We start from the raw sequence: 21,525 nt of genomic DNA on the forward strand, positions 1-21,525 counted from the left end.
CGCCGGGAGAGTAGGTAGTTGCCATATTTATTTAGCCCCAAGTATTAATTTGCTTGGGGCTTTTTTATGTTTACATATAAACCAAAATAGCTCCAAGTCCTATATACTTTCATGTCTGCTCTTCCAATTCTAGGCTAATTCTTTTTTAGGTGCTAACTATTATTGTAACATAGTTTTACTTCCACTATGGGGGGCATTTCTGGGCACTCATGGGGGCAAATTTCCCCCATATAGGATTTTTCTTTTGCACGGGTTCCAAATCAATTCCAACTTTGTAGTATATAGTCCCTTGTTTTCGTTGGTTCAATCCCTGCGGTTGCCATAGCCTTGATTCGCTGCCCCGCAGAGTGCTCATCTTCAAGATACAAAAAAACGTCATTATGAACTAAATCCGTGCTCAAAAAACAATCAAAAAGCACTCACTTTTCCGTGGAAATCACTCACAAAATACGCACAAATCACTAACAAAACACTCATCTTAAAAAACATAAAATACTGTATTTCAATGAGTTATGATGTAGGAACACCTAAAAAATAAATTCTGGGTGTCCAAAGTCAACCAAACCAAGCGGGTAATGCCCCTGAAAATGGGTTATAAAGGTTTGCACTTTGCCCATCATGCTTTGCAGGCAATGCTAGGTGGGTACTCACAAACACCACAAAAAAATGAATTACACAAATGCTGTTATATTGTAGAAGGAATCAAATTTTAAAATAATTTAGCTAACAAATCAGTATTTTTCAAAACAAGCAAAATGTACCTATACTAGATTCAACATCATAAATACAAAAACTATATTTTTGGTACGTGAAGCAAAATAGTGCTGCAAAACTGAATTGTGAACATTAGGAAACTACTTGAGAGATGAAACCAACAATTTTAATATAATATTTTAATCAAGATACCATGAACCAAAAATTTTTACAAGTTGTCCTTTGTTTTTGTGCCATTATATGGCAGGATATGTTTTTGGCAAATGCTCAAGCACCTACCATCACTTCCTTCACGCCCAGTTCTACCTGCCCCGGCAAAACCGCTACTGTGTTTATTACCGGCAGCAATTTTACAGGTGCAACGGCTGTAACCATCGGTGGCAAAGCCGCCAGCTCTTTTACGGTAAATAGTGCCATGCTCCTCACGATAAATATACCTGCTAATACAACAGGTACTATAAAAGTAACAACACCCAAAGGCACAGTAACAACCTCTAGTTCCTTTAGCAATACTGGGGGCTACACTGCCTATGCCTATCTAGCAAATGGCCTTGGCAATACGGTTAGCTTCTTAAATGCTGCAACCAACAAAGTAGTATCCACTGTGGCCGTGGGTCGTAATCCTAAAGGTATAAGCACCAGCCGAGATGGGGCAAAAGTATATGTTGCAAACCAGGACGGCAATACGGTAAGCATCATCAATACGGCCACAGCCACGGTGGCGGCTACCGTGGCTGTGGGCTCAACCCCAATAGGCATAGTAGCTAGCCTTGATGGAAAGAAAGTGTATGTGGCAAATTACAGCGACAACACAGTAAGCGTTATCAATACCATATACGATTCCGTGATAGCAACCGTGTTTGTGGGCAAATCACCATATGGCATAACTGCCAGCCCCGACGGTGCAAAGGTTTATGTAACCAACCTCCTTGAAAATACGGTTAGCGTTATCAGCACTGCTAGCGACTCGGCAATAGCTACCGTGGCGGTGGGCAATGCTCCTTTCGGAATAACGGCCAGCCCCGATGGTACAAAAGTATATGTAGCAAACGAAGACGACTACACCGTAAGCGTTATTAATACGGCCAACGATTCCGTTACAACCACGGTGTCAGTAGGGGATTACCCGTTTTCCATTTGTGCCAGCCCTGATGGCACAAGGATGTACGTTGCCAATGCTGGTGGCAACTCGGTAAGCGTTATCAATACAGCAAGCGACTCGCTAATAGCAACTATAGGTGTAGGGATTGGGCCGTACGGTATAAGCATCACCCCTGATGGCACAAAAGTTTATGTAACTAGTGAAGAGGATACGATAAGCGTCATTAGTACGTCTAGCAACGCAGTAACAGCAACGGTGTATGCGCCTGCGCTGTATGCGTTTGGCAATTTTATTGCCAATGTACCCACTGCTTGTCCAGTACCTCCAACCATTACATCTTTCACTCCCACAACAGCCACTACTGGCACAACCGTAACCATATTTGGCACTGGTTTTACAGGTGCTACTTCAGTAAGTTTTGGCGGCGTAACAGATACTGCTTTTACAGTAGTAAATGACAATACTATCACTGCCATTATAGTCACTGGTGCAAGTGGCAGCGTAAGCGTAACCAAGGCTGGTGGCACGGGTACAAAAAATGGATTTATTTATGCTACTGGTTGCTGGAAAGCCATTAGTACTGGATATTATCATAGTGTAGGAATTAAAACCGATGGCAGCCTTTGGGCATGGGGGAACAACACGTATGGGCAACTTGGGGACGGCACTACTATTAATAGGACTAACCCCGTTAGAATAGGGACAGATACCAAATGGCAAAGCATTAGTTTGGGAAATGTTCATACGATAGCAATGAAGGCGGATGGCACCCTGTGGGCCTGGGGATTTAATGGCAGCGGACAGTTGGGGGATGGAAGTACTAACAATAGCACAAGCCCTATACAAATAGGAACAGCCAAAGACTGGCAAGACATCAGTACTGGAAATGTCAATAATATGGCTATTAAAACCGATGGCACCCTTTGGGCATGGGGGCATAATAGTGGCGGACAATTAGGTAACGGCACTACAGACAATGCAACTAGTCCTATACAAATTGGCAATGCCAATAACTGGCAATCTGTAAGTGCCGGTGGCAACCATACGGTAAGCATAAAAAAAGATGGCAGCTTGTGGGCATGGGGATTTAATGGCAATGGGCAATTGGGTAATGGCACAACTGCGGATGAGTATAGCCCTGTACAAATTGGCACTGCAAATAACTGGCAATTGGTAAGTGCTGGGGAAAACCATACCATGGCTATAAAAGCAGATAGCAGCCTGTGGGCTTGGGGATACAATGGCTTGGGCGAGCTAGGCGATGGTACTACTACCAATGCGGATAGTCCAAAACAAATTGGCACAGCCACCAACTGGCAATTTATTAATGCAAAATACGAGCAAACTTTTGCCTTAAATTCAAATGGTAGCCTTTGGGGATGGGGTAATAATAATGAAGGGGAATTAGGGGATGGAACTGCAATCAATAGGACTAGCCCTGTACAAATTGTTTCGACAAATAATTGGCAATTTGTTAGCCCTGGATATAATCATACCATTGCCATTGAAACAGATGGCAGTCTTTGGGCCTGGGGATGGAATGATCATGGGCAATTGGGTGATGGTACAACTACTAATAGTAAAAGCCCAGTAAGTATCGGTTGCCCCATTACACTTAAACTCCCCGCCATATCCTCTTTCTCCCCCACTATTGCAATTGCTAGCACTAGAGTAACCATATTGGGTACTGGGTTTACAGGCGCAAAAGCCGTAAATTTTGGCGGCACAGCAGCAAGTAGCTATACAGTGGTAAATGACAGCACCATAAAAGCAATAGTAGCAATAGGTGCCAGCGGCAGCATAAGCGTAACCACAAGTGCTGGCACGGCTACTAAAGCAGGGTTTAGTTTTGTAGTTACGCCTACCATTGCTTCCTTCACGCCTAGCTCTACCTGCCCTGGCAAAATCGCCACGGTGTTTATCACGGGCAGCAATTTTACAGGTGCAACGGCTGTAACCATCGGGGGTAAAGCTGCTACTTCCTTTACCGTTAACAGTGCCACCAGCATCACGGCAACCATACCTGCCAACGCAACGGGCAATATAAAAGTAACCACACAACAAGGCACAGTAGCAAGTAGTAGTTCCTTTTATAATAGTGGGGGCTACACTGCCCTTGCCTACATAGCCAATTCCGCCGACAATACAGTAAGCGTAGTAAACACCACCATCAACAAAGTAGTGTCAACCGTGGCTGTGGGCAGCTACCCATTGGGCGTAAGTGCCAGCACCGATGGTGCAAAAGTGTATATAACAAACAATGGCGACAATACGGTAAGCGTTATCCGCACCGCAAACGACTCGGTAATAGCTACCGTGGCAGTAGGATCGCGCCCTTATGGCATAGTAGCCAGCCCAGATGGCAAGAAAGTGTATGTGGCAAACTATGATGATAATTCAGTAAGCGTTATCAATATCGTGCAAAATTCCCTTGCAGCAACCGTGTTGGTGGGCAACCATCCTTATGCCTTAGCTGCCAGCTCTAATGGGGCAAAGGTTTATGTAACCAACCTCTACGACAATACGGTAAGCGTTATTAACACAGCCAACGACTCAGTAATAGCTACGGTGGCGGTGGGCAATTTTTCTTGCGGCATCCTTGCCACCCCGGATGGGTCAAAAGTATATGTAACAAACGAAGTTGACAGCTCGGTAAGCGTTGTTAGCACTGCCAATGACTCTGTAATAGCCACGGTAGATGTAGGTAGCAAACCCTTTGCTATCAGTGGCAGCCCAGATGGCACGAAGGTATATGTTGCCAACTCGGGCGGCAACACACTAAGCGTGATCAATACCGCCACCAACATAGTAGTCGCCACAGTGGCGGTTGGCAGCGGACCTTATGCCATTAGCACCAGCCCAGATGGTACAAAAGTGTATGTATCAAATAGTGATGACAATACGGTATGCGTTGTCAATACTTCCAATAACACTGCAACGGCAACAGTGCCTGTAGGCAGTACTCCGTTTAGCATTGGCAACTTTATTGCTAATGTGCCAACAGCTTGCGGTGTACCGCCAACCATTGCTTCTTTCAACCCAACTACTGGCTCTATTGGCACAACCGTAACCATATTTGGCACTGGGTTTACAGGTGCAACTTCCGTTAGTTTTGGTAGCGTGCAAGACACCACTTTTACAGTAGAGAACGATAGCACCATTACCGCGACAGTAGGCAGCGGTGCCAGCGGCAGCGTGATAGTAACCACCAACAGCGGCACGGCTACCAAGGCAGGGTTTGTTTTTACAGCTTCATTGCCCAACTATACCTGGACAGGCACAACATCCACCGACTGGGGAGTGGCCACCAACTGGAGCAACAATTTTTTGCCCTCTAGCAGCAATACGGTAACCATCCCGTCGGCTGCAGCCAACCAGCCGGTACTTACTGCCAACACAACCATTGGGGCAATAGTGCTAAACGGCAGCCTTTCACTCAATGAAAAAACGCTTATGTTTACAGGTGCCGTAAGCGGCACGGGCAGCATCAAGAGCAGTGCAGCATCTTCATTTGTTGTAAATGGCACAGTAGGCACGCTGTATTTCGATGCCTCCAGCAACACCATACAGAATGTAACCATAACCTCGGGCAGTGCAACCCTAGGCAATGCCTTGAACATAACAGGCACATTCACGCCAACGGCAGGCACGTTCAACACGGGCGGCTACCTAACGCTTAAGTCTACCTCCATAGCCAACACGGCAGTTGTAGGAGTAGTGGGAGGCACCGTTACGGGCAATGTAACCATTGAAAGGTACATACCCAAAGGCTACAAAGCCTTCAGGCAGCTATGCACAGGTGGCGTATATAATGCGGGCAGCATATTCGACAACTGGCAGGAGGGCGGCGCAAGCCCTGCTGGCTATGGCATGTATGTGTTTGGCGAGAAAAGCACCACGGGCGGCAGTAACCCAGCAACGGGCATAGACAAGACAGACAGCGGCAGGAATTCCTTGTACGACTACACGGGCTACATGACCTATTCGCCCATCACCAATACAAAAACCACGATGCTAGACCCCTACAAGGGCTTCTATGGCGTGGTATATGGCGACAGAACGGCAAGCCTTTACCCCGGAGCAACTTTCGATGCCAACATCATGATGAACAGTGCCACCACCATACGCACCAAGGGGCAATTGGTAACAGGAACGGTTACCTATACCACCACGGGCATCACAGGGGCGTACAACTCCAGCTTTTCAATTCTGCCGCTGCACGACACAGGCACTTTGATAGCAAACCCTTATGCGGCAGTCATCGACTGGGCAGGATTGAGCAAGACCAACCTCAGCAACAGCTACTGGTATGTGGACCCAACTTTCCTCAACGGCGCTTACCAAGTGCCAGTGGCATATAATGCGTTTGCAAACACCAATAGCAACCCTGCTTCGTCCAAGATAAATCAGTACATACAGCCAGGTCAGGCGTTCTGGGTATTCACGGACAGCAATATAACCAACACCCGCCAACTCGTGATAACCGAGAACGACAAGGTTATTGGCAGCACAAAAACAGCGGTGTTTGGCACAGCGGCGGTGAACAGGATTGCCATAAGCCTATGGAAAGGCACAGACAACCTGGATGGTGCAGTGGCCGTGTTCGGCAGCGGCTTTGCCAAAAGCTATGGAAAGGAAGACTCCAAGAAAATGTACGGCAATGGCGAGAACATATTTATCCCAGATGCTGGCAAGGCTCTCTGCATAGACGGCTTGCCGCTGCCAACCAGCAGCGACAATATACCACTTGAATTTGCCCAACTGAAAGCTGGCAACACATACAAGCTGCAAATAAGCGCAGCCGAGTTTGCAGCACCTGGCTTGGCAGCTTATCTAGTGGACAAATACTTAGTCACGCAAACAGCCATCAGCAACAGCAGCACGTTTAGCTTTGTCGTTACCAGCAATGCAGACACTTATACCAACCGTTTCAGCATCGTGTTCAAGCCAACAGTATTGCCTTTGCAATTCGTGGCGGCAACAGCAGTGCAACAAGGCAGCAACGTGAATGTAGGATGGACAACTGCCAATGAAAGCAACTTGGCAAGCTACACAGTGGAGAAATCAGTGGATGGCATAAGCTATGCCAGCATCGGCACGGCAGCATCCAAGAACACAGCAGCCGCAACCTACCGCTATGCTGACAGCAGCGTGGCAGCAGGCACTGTTTACTACCGCATAAAGGCAACCGGAAAAGATGGCAGCATAGCCTACAGCAATGTGGTACTACTTACAACGTATAACGTAGAACGTACAACCATTAGCCTTTATCCTAACCCTGTAACAGGCAAAAGCTTCACAGTTAAACTATCCAACCTAGCCAGTGGAAAATATGTAGTTGCGCTATATGCAGCCGATGGCAGGCAAGCAATAGCAAAAACCGTGTCGCACATTGGCGGCACATTGCAACAGTTGGTTTCCTTAAACAAGAACCTAGCAAATGGGGTTTACACCGTCAAAGTGAGCGGGCAAGGGTTTGTTTACCAAACGAAATTGATCATTAATAATTGACAATTGATAATTTTTCTAGTAGTTGATGTATCACCAACTACTAGAAATTTTAAAAAATTATATATGAAAAATAAAGGACTTAATTTGTTATTATTGGCAATAGCCATAACGGCAACCATAACGGTGGATGCACAGTTTGGCAGTGGCGGCAGTGCACCCGGTACAGGGGGTACTGGCGGTGGCATACCAGGTGCAGGAGGCGCAGGCAGTAGTGGCCCAACCGTGCCTTTTGATGGTGGGATGAGCTTGGTATTGCTCGCTTCTGGAGTGGGCTATGCAGCAAAGCGGATAAAAAAAGTGAACACTTAATAGGGTAGGGATAAGGGTAGCTAAAGGGTGCATAAATATGTTTAGTTCCATATCTTTACTAGTCGTCCTTGTATTTAAGGGTACAAATAAATGAGCAAATAGGCTGATAAAATGAAAAAAGCTTTATTAGCAAATGGGGGGTAATGGACAAAATTGATGCTCAAATTCCCTGTAATTAAGGCTAGCATTGTGTTTTAAGCAATCAAAGTATTTCCAATAGAATATTGATTACAAAAAAACATCTAAAATGCAGTACTGGCAAGTATTGTATGAGTTTTTTAAGGCATTGGAACTCAGAAAATAGCATCAATTTTGTCCATTACTCCGCAAATGGGAAAATTATTTTAAAATATTACAAGGAATAAAAATGCCCAGACAAAAATTTGGGCATTAAATAAATATTTTTTGAGCCTTTCTAGCAAAAAAACTTAAACCAAGCTGATATCAAAAGAAGACAGGTTTACAAACTGCTTAATCCTTTCTGTAATTTCAGTTTTTGTCAATGCCCTTAGGCGTTCCGTGCCAAATTTTTCAACGGCAAAGCTAGCCATGGCACTACCAACAATAATGGCCGTTTTCATATTTTCGAAACTGATGTCTTTTGTTTTGGCAAGGTGCGCTATAAAGCCGCCTGCAAACGTATCGCCAGCACCTGTTGGATCAAATACTTCTTCCAAAGGCAATGCTGGGGCAGAAAACACTTTATTTTCGTGAAACAACAATGCGCCATGCTCCCCCTTTTTGATGATGATAAACTTTGGTCCCATTTCAGCAATTTTTTGTGCTGCACGTACCAAGGAATAATCGCCGCTTAATTGCCTAGCCTCGCTGTCATTTACCATCAGTACATCTACCATGCTTAGGGTTTTCTTCAAATCGTCAAGGGCAATGTCCATCCAAAAGTTCATGGTGTCCATTACTATCAACTTTGGCTTGCTTTTCAGTTGCTCTATCACGCTGCTTTGAACGGAAGGTGCTAGGTTGCCAAGCATCAAAAACTCGCAGTCTTGGTAGCTTTCTGGCACTACTGGCTTAAAGTCGCCAAGTACATTCAGTTCGGTTACCAAAGTATCACGGGTGTTCATATCCATGTGGTAGCGGCCGCTCCAAAAAAAAGTTTTTTCGTCTTTTTTTATCTGTACACCTTCTAGCACCACGTTCCGGGCAGTTAGTTTATCCAGTTCGCTCTGCGGGAAATCGCCACCCACTACCGAGATTTGTTTTACGCCAGTAAAATTGCTGGCACACCAAGCAATGAAAGTACCTGCGCCACCTATTATTTTGTCGCTTTTTCCAAAAGGCGTTTCAATTGCATCGAAAGCCATAGAACCCACTACTACTAAAGACATTTGTAACTTATTTTATAATTTGGCAGCGAAACTATGGTTTTTATGCTGTGTTTATAGCGATGAGGCGCATTGGATAAAAATTTTGCACTTTTATAGCTTGCCAAGCTAAGCAAAAACGTTAAAAATGGATTTTCCATTGTGTTATTAATTCAGTGCAAAATCCGGGTTTATTTACATAAATGGCCCCATAGTGTTTGGGGTTAAACAAGCAACCTATATGGGGGAAATTTTGGATACCCATGGGGGCATTTTTCCCCTATATAGGATTTTTATTTTGTGATAAATGCCTATACATGCTAGTTTTGTATTAAAGGAGCAACTAGTAGCATCCTGGCCTTGCCCCCGCATCGGATGTTAGTTGGCTTAAGAAAATGATAATTCACTATCAAAATCTTATAAGTTTCTTATCAATATACTATCATTTTCCTATAATGAAACTATCATTCCATTATCAATAAATTATCATAAAATTCACTTAAATTATCATAAAAAATGAGGCTTATAAAACATAAAACAATTGAAAACAATGAGTTACAAGCCAAAAGGAAGGCTCGAAAAAAAAATAAATCACAGAAAAAGAAGAATAAAATCCATTTCAAATGTTCGCTTAGTTCTTCTTATTCCCTCGTTTGTTCTTGCTCTTTCTCTTTGGAGAGGGTTGGGGTGAGGTCGGGTTGGGGCGAGGTTGAAGGGTTTATGCGGCTATTGCCATCAATTATATTTATTGCTGATAAATAAAACAGGGAAATAAAAGGCGAAGATTTGAAATGCCCCCTTTTAACCTTCGTGTTTCTTCGTGTATTTTGTGCCTTTGTGGCAAAAATGCATATTCATGATTGAATAGTAACGTAGGCGACTTTACAAAGCCATTAATGTTACCTACAATAAACTAAGGTTTTAAAGATGAACATTTTGGATATATAATTATCAATCAGCTGCTACTATTTAAAGGCGTAATATTGCACCCTAAAACAAAATTTATTTAAAACATTGCGGATTTGTCAAAAAGTATATTTTTGCTGCCGTAACAAAAAAATTATTACAATGTCAGACATCGCAACTAGAGTAAAAAAAATCATCGTAGACAAATTAGGTGTAGACGAAGCAGAGGTTACAAACGAAGCCTCTTTCACTAACGATCTTGGTGCAGACTCTTTAGATACCGTTGAATTAATCATGGAATTTGAAAAAGAATTCAACATTTCAATCCCTGATGAGCAAGCTGAAACCATCACAACAGTTGGTCAAGCAGTAGCTTACCTAGAAGAAAACGCTAAGTAGGATTTATCTACCGAAGCAATATTTTAATCCGCCAGTGCTGGGGCTTTTGCCATCATCGTGGCGGATTTTCACTTAAACAGGTTTTAACTGTTATGGAACTGAAGCGAGTTGTAGTTACAGGCATGGGCGCATTAACGCCCTTGGGCAATAATGTAGATGACTTTTGGGCAAACCTTGTTGATGGGGTATCGGGTGCTGGCATGATTACAAATTTTGACGCATCGAAATTTAAAACACGCTTTGCATGTGAGATAAAGGGTTTCGACCCCACTGCCCACATGAACACCAAGGAAGCCAGGAAACTGGACAGGTTTGCACAAATTGCCGTTGTGGCAAGCGACATGGCTGTAAAAGATGCCGGCATCAGCAGCGAAAATGTTGATGTGGACAGGGTAGGCGTAATATTTGCCAGTGGCATTGGTGGGCTAATTACCTTTCAGGAAGAAGTTGTCCATTTTGCAAATGGCGATGGCACACCTAGGTTCAACCCATTCTTTATACCCAAGATGATATTGGATATTGCGGCAGGGCATATATCTATGCGGCATGGTTTCCGTGGGCCTAACTATGCTGTGGTTAGTGCTTGCGCAAGCAGTACCAATGGCATTATATCGGCATTCGATACTATTAGGTTGGGGAAAGCTGATGTGGTACTTACCGGTGGATCTGAAGCAGTTATCAGCGCAGCGGGCATTGGTGGCTTTAACGCCATGAAAGCCATGAGCGAGCGCAACGACAACCCACAAATTGCCAGCAGGCCTTATGACAAAGACCGTGATGGTTTTGTAATGGGCGAAGCAGCAGGTGTAGTGGTACTGGAAGAATATGAACACGCCATAAAGCGTGGGGCAAAAATATACTGCGAAATTGCTGGTGGCGGTGCTACAGCCGATGCCTATCATTTAACTGCCCCACATCCAGAAGGGTTGGGCGCAAAAAATGTAATGATAGCTGCATTGAAAGATGCGGGTATGAGAGCAGAAGACATTGACTATATTAACACGCACGGAACTTCTACCCCAATGGGTGATGGTGCAGAAGTAAAAGCCATTACACAAGTATTTGGCCAACATGCTTATAAGCTTAATATCAGCAGCACTAAATCTATGACTGGCCATTGCCTTGGCGCAGCAGGCGTTATAGAAGCTATTGCATGCATCAATAGTGTGATTTATGACATTGTACCGCCGACCATCAACCACTTTACCGATGACCCTGCTTTAGACCCTAATTTAAACTTCACTTTCAATAAGGCAGAAAAGAAAGTGGTAAATGCGGCATTAAGCAATACATTTGGGTTTGGCGGGCACAATGCCTGTGTAATCGTGAAAAAATACATAGCCTAATAACGCTTGTGCAGATACTACAACAATTTTTTAATAAGGATAAAAACGCATCGGCTAAGTCATTCAAAAAGGGTATCCATAATGTTTTAGGCATAAAGCCAGATAATATTCATGTTTACACTGCTGCGCTTAGCCATAGGAGCGTAAAGGAATTGCCAGAGGAAAACAACGAGCGGCTTGAATATTTGGGCGATGCCATCCTCAGTGCTATTGTGGCCGATTACCTTTTTAAACGCTACCCCTACAAAGGCGAAGGCTTTTTGACTGAGATGCGCAGCAAAATGGTAAACCGCCAGCAGCTAAACGACATAGCCGTGAAAATGGGCATTAAAAAAATTGCCCTGTTTAATAAGCTAGACAGTGCCCTAAAAAACAGCAATATTTTTGGCAATACTTTGGAAGCTATTGTTGGTGCTGTTTACCTAGACAAGGGATATAGGAAAACCCAAACATGGGTGCTGAAACAAATCATCATCCCCCACATGTTTGTAGATGACCTGGAACTAATAGACATTAACTTGAAAAATAAACTAATAGGCTGGGCAAGCAAAAACAACCATAGCCTCACATTCGACCTGAATGAAGAAAAGTTAGAAGGAAGCCGCAGGGTATTTATTATCAATACAGTTTTAGACGGCGAAATACTTTCGCAAGGCAAGGGCTTCAATAAAAAAGATGCTAGCCAGGCAGCAGCCATTAGTGCAATAGAAAAGTTGGGGTTGTAGTAAATTTCTTTTTTGTTTATTTCTGCCCTTTCAGACCAAATTATTGGTTTAGACATTCCACTATTTCTTTGTTTGATTCATCGTGTGTAAGTGAATGGCCTTGTTGTATTTGCAAACGAGCCATATGAATAGCCTTTTTTTGCTCATCATTTACTTTATAGAAGCCTGTATCAACTGAACCCCATCCAATATTGAGTAGTCGTAATATCTCTTAAAAATATGGTCATCCTCGGTTTTATTGATTTGCTGGATTAGTTGTTCTTTTAATTCGATAGTTGAGATAACAAAACTTTAAAGCCAAATTAAGCAAAAACATTTGCATTTATTGCACCAATTTCTCAAAACAAACACTATTCTCCACCCCTATGTACTGGCCATAATTTGGGGTGATGCTATACCCATTTTTTAGGTAAAGGCTAATGGCTTCTGGTTGCCTTATCCCAGTTTCAAGCACGCATTTTGCATAACCTAATCCAGCAGCCCAGTTTTCCAAGGCAAGCAATAGCTGGGTAGCTATGCCTTTGCCCCTGTACCCAGGAGAAACATACATCCGTTTTACTTCCATTGAGGCAGGCTCAAATTCTTTAATGGCACCACAGCCTACGGGTTGCCCGTCTATATAAGCAACCACCACATGCTTTAACATGTCTATCTTATTGAACTGCTGGTAAAAAGCATGTTCGTTACCATCCCTGATGGCCAAGTCTGCATCAAGGAATTTCACCAAATAGATGAAATCTTTATTGGTAGAGTCTGTTTTTATAAAGGTAAGCATCGGTGACATTTATTAATATATTTACAAAAAAGCAAACTTGTCTCCATCAAACAAGCCTTTGTCGCTTAGTTTTAAGTGTGGGATTACTAGCAAGGCCATAAAACTCAACGTCATAAAAGGTGCAGCCAATGTACTGCCCAATGTTTCTTTTACAAACTTATCAATAGCAGTGTAGGTTTCGGCAACTTTGTAACCGTCATCAGCACTCATCAAGCCAGCTACAGGCAAGCCTAATACTAATTCCTTACTTGCATCTACGGCACTTACACCCCCTTTTTCTTTTATTACCATATTGATGGCTGCGGCAAGGCTTTCGTCATCTACACCTACGGCAACAATATTGTGGCTATCATGTGCCACGGAAGAAGCCAAAGCCCCTTTTTTTAAATTGAAATTCTTGATAAAAGCAGTTGCAATAGGGGCATTGTGGTATCGGTTCACCACTACCATTTTCAGTATGTCATCTTCCACATTACTTACCATCTTCCCATCTACAATAGTTGGGGCAAGCAATAATTTATTGGTAATCAATTGCCCTTCTAAAGCTTCTATCACAGGTATTTTACCATCTTCCGATGGGTATGCTTCAACAGCCAATGCCAATTGGTCAGCAGTTATCAAGTCGCACTCAAACTTGTTAATAGGGGTGCATGGCAGTGTCGTAATAAATGATTTGCCATCGGCGGCTACCAACTCGCCATTAATATATGTTTTGCTGATATTGAAATTGACCAAATCGTCCGCAACAATGAAGTCTGCATAATCACCTTCCTTCAATAAACCCACGTCTAGTTTATAATGCTCAACAGGGTTTATGCAGGCTGCTTGCAATACTTTAAACACATCTATCCCTTTGGCGACAGCCCTGGCGCAAATTTGATTTAGGTGGCCTTCTACCAAACTATCAGGGTGCTTGTCATCGCTGCAAAACATCATGTTATCTGAATAATCGTGCATCAAACCAATCAATGCTTCAAAATTTTTGGCGGCACTACCTTCCCTGATTAATATTTTCATGCCATAGCCTAGTTTGTCCAATGCTTCCTCTGCCGTAAAGCACTCATGGTCGGTAGAAATACCCGCATCAATATATTGCTTGGCTGTTTCGCCCATTAAACCCGGGGCATGGCCATCCACGGGTTTGCCTAGTTCATGCGCAGCGGCAATTTTCTTCATCACTTCCTCATCCTTAAATAATACCCCTGGGAAATTCATCATTTCACTCAGGTATTTTATTTCTGGTTTTCCCAGCAATTGGCGGACTTGTGCACTATCCAACGCAGCACCTGCCGTTTCAAATATGGTGGCTGGCACACAGCTAGGCGCACCAAAATTGAACTTGAAATTTACCTGTTTGCCATTCTCAATCATAAACTCAACGCCTTCCATGCCACATACATTGGCTATCTCGTGCGGGTCGCTGATAGTACCAACTGTGCCATGTACCACCGCAATCTTGGCAAATTCTGTAGGCACCAACATACTGCTTTCAATATGCACATGGCTATCAATAAAGCCAGGGAGGATGAAACCGTTCACAGTTACCCGTTCACCGTTGACCGATGGGGTTTCACTGTCAACTGTCAACGGTAAACGGTTAACCGATGTTATCTTGCCATCTGTAACCACTACCTCCGCAGGGTAAATTTCTTTTTTAGGTATGTCAACCAAATTTCCTGTGATACTGAATGAATGCGTGGGCATTTTATTTGTCTTTTTAAATGAGTCTATTTTTTTGTCTGAACCGTGATTTTTGGGGATTATTGGGATTAAAGGGATAAGCGAAGGCATTAAATCCTGTTAATCACCTAAATCCTATAAATCCTGGTTCAGACATTCTTAACCTATAAATTCTCGTTCAGACATCCTAATAATCCAGGTTCAGACGAGAATCCATTACTTTTATACTAAAATACGATTGCTACATGAAACGGATATACCTTTTATTGCCTGCTCTATTTATCATAGCTGTTAATGGCTTTACACAAACTAAAAACATCGGCAATACCACAATTGTTGCACTTGGCAACAGCAAATGTAGCTTTCAGCAAGTAACACCAAACATTATAAAAATAACCTTTCAGCCAAAAGGCTATACCACCAATGAAAACCTAAGCGATGCAGTAATACTGAAACCTTCTGCGAAAGTGATGCCTAATATAGAAAAAAAAGGCGAGACCATAGTGATTGCCCATAAATTATGGTTGAAAGGCACACACAACACCGGCGACTACCGTGGTTTCCGTTTTGCCTTAACCAAAGACGAACAAATTTTTGGAGGGGGCGAAAGGGCTTTGCCACTAAACAGGCGTGGCTACAGGCTTGACTTATACAATGCCCCATGGTATGGCTATGGCGAGGGTGCAGACCATTTGAATTACAGTGTACCCTTCTTCACTTCATCCAAAGGCTACGCTTTGTTTTTCGACAACCCTTCTAGAAGCTATGTGGATATAGGCAAAACAGAAAGCAGCATTTTTGAATATGGCGCCAAAAGCGGGGCATTGGCTGTGTACCTTATAGTGGGGAGTAATTACAAAGAAATACTGCAAAGCTATTATAGCCTTACAGGCACGCAACCCTTACCCCCAAGATGGGCATTGGGCAACCTGATGAGCCGTTTTGGCTATACCAGCGAAGCACAGGTGGAGGATATTTATGGCAAAATGAAAGCCGATAATATACCCGTAGATGCAGTGATATTTGACCTATTCTGGTTTGGCGACAGCATCAAGAACAGCATGGGCAACCTAGACTGGGTAAAAAAAACCAAATGGCCAGACCCCAAAAGCATGATAGCCAATTTCAGGAAAAACAATGTAAATACTATATTGGTAACTGAGCCTTTTGTAGTAAAAAACACATTGGCCTACAATAGTGCACAGCCTTTTCTGGCTACGGATAGTTTGGGTAAGCCTTATCAAATTCCCGATTTCTATTTTGGCAATGCAGGCCTAATAGATATTTTTAGGAAAGATGCCAAAGATTGGTTTTGGCAATACTATAAAAAGCAAATGGACATGGGCGTTGAAGCATGGTGGGGCGATTTAGGCGAACCCGAAATGCACCCAACGAAAATGTTCCATAACCTCAAAGACAAAGGCTTTTTACGCTTGTTTAGCGCAGATGAAGTACACAATATATATGGCCACAACTGGACAAAGATGCTGTTTGACAAATACGCCACCGACTTCCCCAATAAGCGTTTATTCAGCCTGAACCGTAGCGGCTTTGCCGGCACGCAGCGGTATAGCATATTCCCATGGACGGGCGATGTAAGCCGTAGTTGGGGTGGATTGAAAGCCCAGTTGCCCGTTTTGCTAGGCATGAGCATGAGCGGCGTGCCTTATGTACACAGCGATGCAGGTGGCTTTGCGGGTGGAGAGGGAGATAATGAACTATACATCCGTTGGTTGCAGATGGCGGCTTTCACCCCCATTTTCCGGCCGCATGGCACGGCTTTGTACGAAATAGAAAAAGCGGCTTTTAGCTTCCCAAGCGAGGCAGCCTTAATTGCAGAACCATACAAAACAATAGCCAAAAGCGTCATCAACCAACGTTACCGCTTCCTAGCCTACAACTATACATTGGCATACCAGCAAGCGATAAACAAACAACCGTTGATGCGGCCATTGTATTACGAAAACCCAACTGACACGGCAGCCTACAATGCCAACGACGAATATTATTGGGGCGAGAACATGATAGTAGCACCAGTGCTTGGAAAAAATGATACTACCCGTAGCGTGTATTTGCCGCATGGCATTTGGTACAACTACCAAACCAACGAGATAGTGGAGGGTAAAAACCGCTTTAGCCAGTCAGTATCATTAGATGCTATTCCTATATATGTAAAGGCTGGCACCCTGTTGCCACAATATGCAGATTCTATTTTTAGCAATACGGTAGATATAGAAAAAGACAAACTCACCATCAATTACTACCCCTCTACTACGGCATCTGCTTATAGCTTGTATATGGATGATGGCACAAGTAAAAATAAAAACGCCATTGCCACCGAGCAGTATGAATTAATTAATTTTACTGCCAAAACTCTCGCTGGCAAAGGCTATTCATTCACCATACATTCCAACAATGGAACTTATATTGGCAAGCCTGCCAAGCAGACCATTACCTTATCTATACAACAAGCAATGCCTTGCAAAACGGTATTAGTAAACGGTATTGCCCAACAGCTTCCGCCTTTGACGGCCAACAATACATTAAGCTTTCCCGTGGAATTTGTGGGCAAGGATTTGAAGGTGGAAGTGAGGATGTAGAGGGAAGCAAACTACTTGCCCCTTCCTACAATATCTCCTTCAAACTTTCTTCCGTAGCTGCAATGGTCTTGTTCAAATCTTCATAGCTAAGTGCATTGTTTAAGAACCAGCTTTCAAAAGCACTTGGCGGCAGGTAAATGCCACGGTTAAGCATTGCATGAAAATATTTCTTAAACAGATTGTTATTAGCTGCTGCAGCACTGGCAAAATCAGTAACCGGATGCTCACTAAAATGCACGCTAATCATAGAACCTAGATGGTTAATGACATAAGGCGTGCCCGATGCTTTTAAAACCCTCTCCAAGCCTTCTTTTAGGTACAAAGTCTTGGCATCTAGCTCTGCTAATATTTCAGGCTGTTCTTTTAGGATAGTGAGAAGTGTATATCCAGCAATCATAGCAATTGGGTTGCCGCTAAGCGTACCAGCCTGATACACATTGCCCAATGGAGATACCATTTCCATGATATGCCTTTTGCCGCCAAAAGCACCTACAGGCATACCTGCGCCAATTACTTTGCCATAGGTAACCAAATCAGCATCTATGCCTAATTTCTCTTGTACACCACCTAAAGCCAAGCGGAAGCCTGTCATTACCTCATCAAAAATCAAAACGATATTATGGTCGTCGCAAATTTTGCGTAAGCCTTTTAGGAAACCTTCTTTGGGTAAAATGCAGCCCATATTACCGGCAACCGCTTCTATAATAATGGCGGCAATTTCATTGGGGTTCTCGCTTACCAAACGTTCTACAGCCTCCAAGTCGTTATAGGCACAGGTAAGTGTATCGTTCGATACACCGGCAGTTACGCCCGGCACCGTTTGTATATTGAAAGTAGCTACGCCACTACCTGCTTTTACCAAAAAGCTATCCGCATGACCATGATAGCAACCCTCGAACTTGATGATTTTATTACGACCTGTATAGCCCCTTGCTACCCTTACGGCACTCATACAAGCTTCGGTACCGCTACTTACCATGCGTATCAAATCCACATTAGGAGCCATGCTCCTAATCAGTTCCGCCATTTTAATTTCCAACTCTGTGGGCGCACCGTAAGAGGTAGAAAACACCGCCTGTTCCTGTATGGCTTTTACCACAGGTTCATAGGCATGACCTAAAATCATAGGCCCCCAAGAAGCGATATAGTCTATGTATTTGTTGCCATCTACATCGTATAAATAAGCCCCTTTGGCATGTTTAATAAACAAGGGTGTACCACCTACACTCTTAAAAGCCCGTACAGGCGAGTTAACCCCACCCGGTATTGACAACTGCGCACGGGAAAACAAAGACTTGCTATTACTAATATCCATTATAGAAATTTTGAGGTACAAATATCGCCACAAAGGCACGAAAGCACAAAGTAACACAAAGAGGAAAAAAAATGTTGCCTATTTGCTGATTGGGTGCAAAATTTTTTTTAACTGTTTTTATTAAAAAATCAACCCAGCCCAACCTCACCACTCCCGAAAGACGGGACAAGTTACCCAAAGGAAAAGGTAACAGGAACAGGGTAAGGGGAAAATATTTGCATATTTTTAATAATATATTTTTTATCTCGCTTTTTATTAAAATAGTTTCAGTTTTGCCATTTTTGTGGGGTTTTTACGCTGTTTCTTTTTTCAAAAATCGTTGCCACCCTTGTAAGCCATTGATTATCAACAATAACATCAAATTTTTGTGCGTGATTTGTGCTTATTTTTTGAGTAATTTGTGCGTATTTTATGCGTGATTTATGCTCATTTTGTGCTTGATTTGTGCGTATTTTACATCCATAAACGCAACACCAAATTTTGGCACTAAAACTATTTTAATATTAGTAAAAAAAGAGCTACGATTAAGATGCCAAGACACTAGTTTTGTAATTAGTTTGTATCAGGTGCATTTCTAAACAAAGATAAGGTTTTTAAAGATTGGGGGAGGTATCAGGACAAAGCGAAAAAGTTTTATGCACCCGCGTATACCTACACTTGTAGGGATTAAAAATCCCATTTATCTGTTCAGGCAAGATGCGCTATGCTAACATCATGCTCAGCTGAAAAAGAATGGTTACTACTTAAGTCTTTTTCACCACATAGGCACATAGCCACATAGTTTTAAGCGAAAAAAAGAGAGAAAACATAGGAGTCGCTATCTTTTCCTTTTAATTAAACCATGTGGTGAGTAATGACAAGAAAATTAATCCTTAAAAAATGTTTTGTGTAGCAAGATTATGGTTAATTTGCTTCTGTTAATTAACCATCAAAACATCTATTATGCCACTACCCTACTGCAGCAAATAACCAAACCCTATAAAGAAAGATTGTAGGACTTTTATAAACAAGCAAACCCTATACAACCCGAAAAGGGGAAATAGGCTAACAAAAATTTAAACTAAATGAAAAAAACAATTTACACAACCCTCCTTTGCCTTGTAGCATGTATAAGCACCACCCAATTAAATGCACAATGCTGGAAAGCAATTGCCAGTTCCCCAGTAGCCAATCACACCGTTGCCATTGCTGCCAATGGCAGTTTATGGGCTTGGGGGTATAATGCTTTGGGGCAATTAGGTATTGGAAATACGACCAGTCAAAATAGCCCTGTGCAAATAGGCAGTGATACCAACTGGCAATCGGTTGCTTGTGGTGGTTATCATACCATTGCCCTTAAAACCGATGGCAGTTTATGGGCTTGGGGATATAATAATAGTGGGGAATTAGGTGTTGGAAATATGACCGACCAAAACAGCCCTGTGCAAATAGGCAGTGCTATCAATTGGAAGTCGGTGATTTGTGGGACATATCATACCATTGCCCTAAAAACCGATGGCAGTTTATGGGCTTGGGGACGTAATGCTTATGGAGAATTAGGTAATGGAAATACTTCTGTCCAATACAGCCCTGTGCAAATAGGCAGTGCTACCAACTGGCAATCGGTGGCTTGTGGGGATCAGTATACCATTGCCCTTAAAACCGATGGCAGTTTATGGGCTTGGGGAAATAATACTAATGGAGAATTAGGTATTGGGAATACGAGCAGCCAAAACAGCCCTCTACAAATAGGCAATGCTACCAATTGGCAATTCGTGGCTTGTGGGTATAATCATACCATTGCCCTTAAAACCGATGGCAGTTTATGGGCTTGGGGATATAATGTTTCTGGGCAATTAGGTAATAGAAATATGACCGACCAAAACAGCCCTGTGCAAATAGGTAGTGCTACCAACTGGCAATCGGTGGCTGGCGGGACATATCATACCATCGCCCTAAAAACCGATGGCAGTTTATGGGCTTGGGGATATAATGGTTTTGGGCAATTAGGCAATGGAAATACTATCGGCCAAAACATCCCTATGCAAATAGGCGGTGATACCGACTGGCAATCGGTGGCTGGTGGGGATAATTGTACTATTGCCCAAAAAACTGATAGCAGTTTATGGGCTTGGGGATGGAATGGTTATGGGCAATTAGGTATTGGAAATAATAAACAGCAAAACAGTCCGGTAGGGGTTGCTTGCCCAAGTGTATTGCCACTTAGCTTGGTTTCTTTTACAGCCAATAAAGAAAGTAACCAGGTGTTTGTAAACTGGCAAACCGCAAACGAGGTAAATGTTTCGCATATTACTATTCAACGTAGTGCCAATGGTACTGCATTTATAAATATAGGCACCGTAAAAACCACGGGTGCGGGAAGTTATCGTTTTGCAGATGATTATTTGCCTGATGCGAGTATGGTGTATTACCGTTTGGAAATAGTAGACAAAGATGGATTGTATACTTACAGCAAAACCATAGCTATCTCCATTGCAAATACGCACTTATCTCTTTACCCAAACCCTGCAAAAGACATCGTAACCATACAAGGTACGCAAGTAAACGAGGTTTTGCTGCAGGATGTGTTGGGCAAAACCCTACTTACAAAAAAACTAGGTAATGCCAGCAACCCAACCATCAATATCAGTGAGTTGCCAATAGGTATTTACTACATAAGGGTGGGTACTGCATCAGGAGCAACCACTACATTGAAGTTTGTAAAACAATAAATGAATTGAATAATGCAATAAAAGAATTGAAAGGTGCGTGCCTGTGGTATGTACCCTTCGCTTCGTTCTTCCTGCTGGACATAAACGGCAACTTCCCGAAAGTTTAG

General features: G+C 42.9%; 11 protein-coding genes. 7 read left to right on the plus strand and 4 right to left on the minus strand.

All coding sequences use genetic code 11. The features are described from left to right. The first annotated feature begins 907 nt into the window (after nt 1-907). Complete coding sequence (locus ACHFIY_RS17880) at nt 908-7,327, plus strand: RCC1 domain-containing protein (RefSeq protein WP_410847490.1); 6,420 nt, start codon at nt 908-910, stop codon at nt 7,325-7,327. Nucleotides 7,328-7,390: 63 nt separating this feature from the next. Beyond that, nucleotides 7,391-7,636 (plus strand): hypothetical protein, encoded by a 246-nt coding sequence (locus ACHFIY_RS17885; protein ID WP_410847491.1) that lies wholly within the window; start codon nt 7,391-7,393, stop codon nt 7,634-7,636. Between the two features lie 428 nt (nt 7,637-8,064). Here the strand turns inward: ACHFIY_RS17885 and ACHFIY_RS17890 are convergent, their stop codons facing one another. After that, nucleotides 8,065-8,985 (minus strand): PfkB family carbohydrate kinase, encoded by a 921-nt coding sequence (locus ACHFIY_RS17890; RefSeq protein WP_410847492.1) that lies wholly within the window; start codon nt 8,983-8,985, stop codon nt 8,065-8,067. 1,044 nt (nt 8,986-10,029) lie between these two features. Between ACHFIY_RS17890 and ACHFIY_RS17895 the strand changes: the two genes are divergently transcribed. The 3 genes from ACHFIY_RS17895 (at nt 10,030) to rnc (ending at nt 12,337) form a co-directional block, all read left to right on the plus strand. Next, complete coding sequence (locus ACHFIY_RS17895; protein WP_410847493.1) at nt 10,030-10,266, plus strand: acyl carrier protein; 237 nt, start codon at nt 10,030-10,032, stop codon at nt 10,264-10,266. Between the two features lie 92 nt (nt 10,267-10,358). Then, nucleotides 10,359-11,612: a beta-ketoacyl-ACP synthase II gene (gene fabF / locus ACHFIY_RS17900; protein ID WP_410847494.1), complete on the plus strand. Its 1,254-nt coding sequence runs from the start codon at nt 10,359-10,361 to the stop codon at nt 11,610-11,612. A gap of 8 nt (nt 11,613-11,620) precedes the next feature. After that, nucleotides 11,621-12,337 carry a ribonuclease III gene (gene rnc, locus ACHFIY_RS17905; protein WP_410847495.1) on the plus strand — a complete coding sequence of 239 codons (717 nt, stop codon included), beginning with the start codon at nt 11,621-11,623 and terminating at the stop codon, nt 12,335-12,337. A 322-nt stretch (nt 12,338-12,659) separates the two neighbouring features. On the opposite strand, the gene ACHFIY_RS17910 is transcribed toward rnc, so the two are convergent. Next, on the minus strand, nt 12,660-13,112 hold the full coding sequence (locus ACHFIY_RS17910; RefSeq protein WP_410847496.1) for a GNAT family N-acetyltransferase: 453 nt from the start codon (nt 13,110-13,112) through the stop codon (nt 12,660-12,662). A 21-nt stretch (nt 13,113-13,133) separates the two neighbouring features. Beyond that, the gene (gene ade / locus ACHFIY_RS17915) at nt 13,134-14,816 is read right to left on the minus strand and encodes an adenine deaminase (RefSeq protein ID WP_410847497.1); all 1,683 of its coding nucleotides are present in this window, start codon (nt 14,814-14,816) and stop codon (nt 13,134-13,136) included. A 221-nt stretch (nt 14,817-15,037) separates the two neighbouring features. Between ade and ACHFIY_RS17920 the strand changes: the two genes are divergently transcribed. Further along, complete coding sequence (locus ACHFIY_RS17920) at nt 15,038-17,392, plus strand: glycoside hydrolase family 31 protein (RefSeq protein ID WP_410847498.1); 2,355 nt, start codon at nt 15,038-15,040, stop codon at nt 17,390-17,392. Between the two features lie 25 nt (nt 17,393-17,417). Here ACHFIY_RS17920 and hemL read toward each other — a convergent pair whose 3' ends face one another. Then, nucleotides 17,418-18,707 (minus strand): glutamate-1-semialdehyde 2,1-aminomutase, encoded by a 1,290-nt coding sequence (gene hemL / locus ACHFIY_RS17925; protein WP_410847499.1) that lies wholly within the window; start codon nt 18,705-18,707, stop codon nt 17,418-17,420. Nucleotides 18,708-19,771: 1,064 nt separating this feature from the next. Here hemL and ACHFIY_RS17930 point away from each other — a divergent pair. Then, the gene (locus ACHFIY_RS17930) at nt 19,772-21,418 is read left to right on the plus strand and encodes a T9SS type A sorting domain-containing protein (protein WP_410847500.1); all 1,647 of its coding nucleotides are present in this window, start codon (nt 19,772-19,774) and stop codon (nt 21,416-21,418) included. Nucleotides 21,419-21,525: the final 107 nt, after the last annotated feature.

Origin of the sequence: Parasediminibacterium schistidii (genome assembly GCF_046546515.1) — a bacterium.
Taxonomy (GTDB): domain Bacteria; phylum Bacteroidota; class Bacteroidia; order Chitinophagales; family Chitinophagaceae; genus Parasediminibacterium.

Excerpts from the sequence above, each read along its gene's own strand:
- ACHFIY_RS17880 (WP_410847490.1), top strand. The coding sequence starts at position 908 with ATGAACCAAAAATTTTTACAAGTTGTCCTTTGTTTTTGTGCCATTATA.
- ACHFIY_RS17885 (WP_410847491.1), top strand. The coding sequence starts at position 7,391 with ATGAAAAATAAAGGACTTAATTTGTTATTATTGGCAATAGCCATAACG.
- ACHFIY_RS17890 (WP_410847492.1), bottom strand. The coding sequence starts at position 8,985 with ATGTCTTTAGTAGTAGTGGGTTCTATGGCTTTCGATGCAATTGAAACG.
- ACHFIY_RS17895 (WP_410847493.1), top strand. The coding sequence starts at position 10,030 with ATGTCAGACATCGCAACTAGAGTAAAAAAAATCATCGTAGACAAATTA.
- fabF (WP_410847494.1), top strand. The coding sequence starts at position 10,359 with ATGGAACTGAAGCGAGTTGTAGTTACAGGCATGGGCGCATTAACGCCC.
- ACHFIY_RS17910 (WP_410847496.1), bottom strand. The coding sequence starts at position 13,112 with ATGCTTACCTTTATAAAAACAGACTCTACCAATAAAGATTTCATCTAT.
- ade (WP_410847497.1), bottom strand. The coding sequence starts at position 14,816 with ATGCCCACGCATTCATTCAGTATCACAGGAAATTTGGTTGACATACCT.
- ACHFIY_RS17920 (WP_410847498.1), top strand. The coding sequence starts at position 15,038 with ATGAAACGGATATACCTTTTATTGCCTGCTCTATTTATCATAGCTGTT.
- hemL (WP_410847499.1), bottom strand. The coding sequence starts at position 18,707 with ATGGATATTAGTAATAGCAAGTCTTTGTTTTCCCGTGCGCAGTTGTCA.
- ACHFIY_RS17930 (WP_410847500.1), top strand. The coding sequence starts at position 19,772 with ATGAAAAAAACAATTTACACAACCCTCCTTTGCCTTGTAGCATGTATA.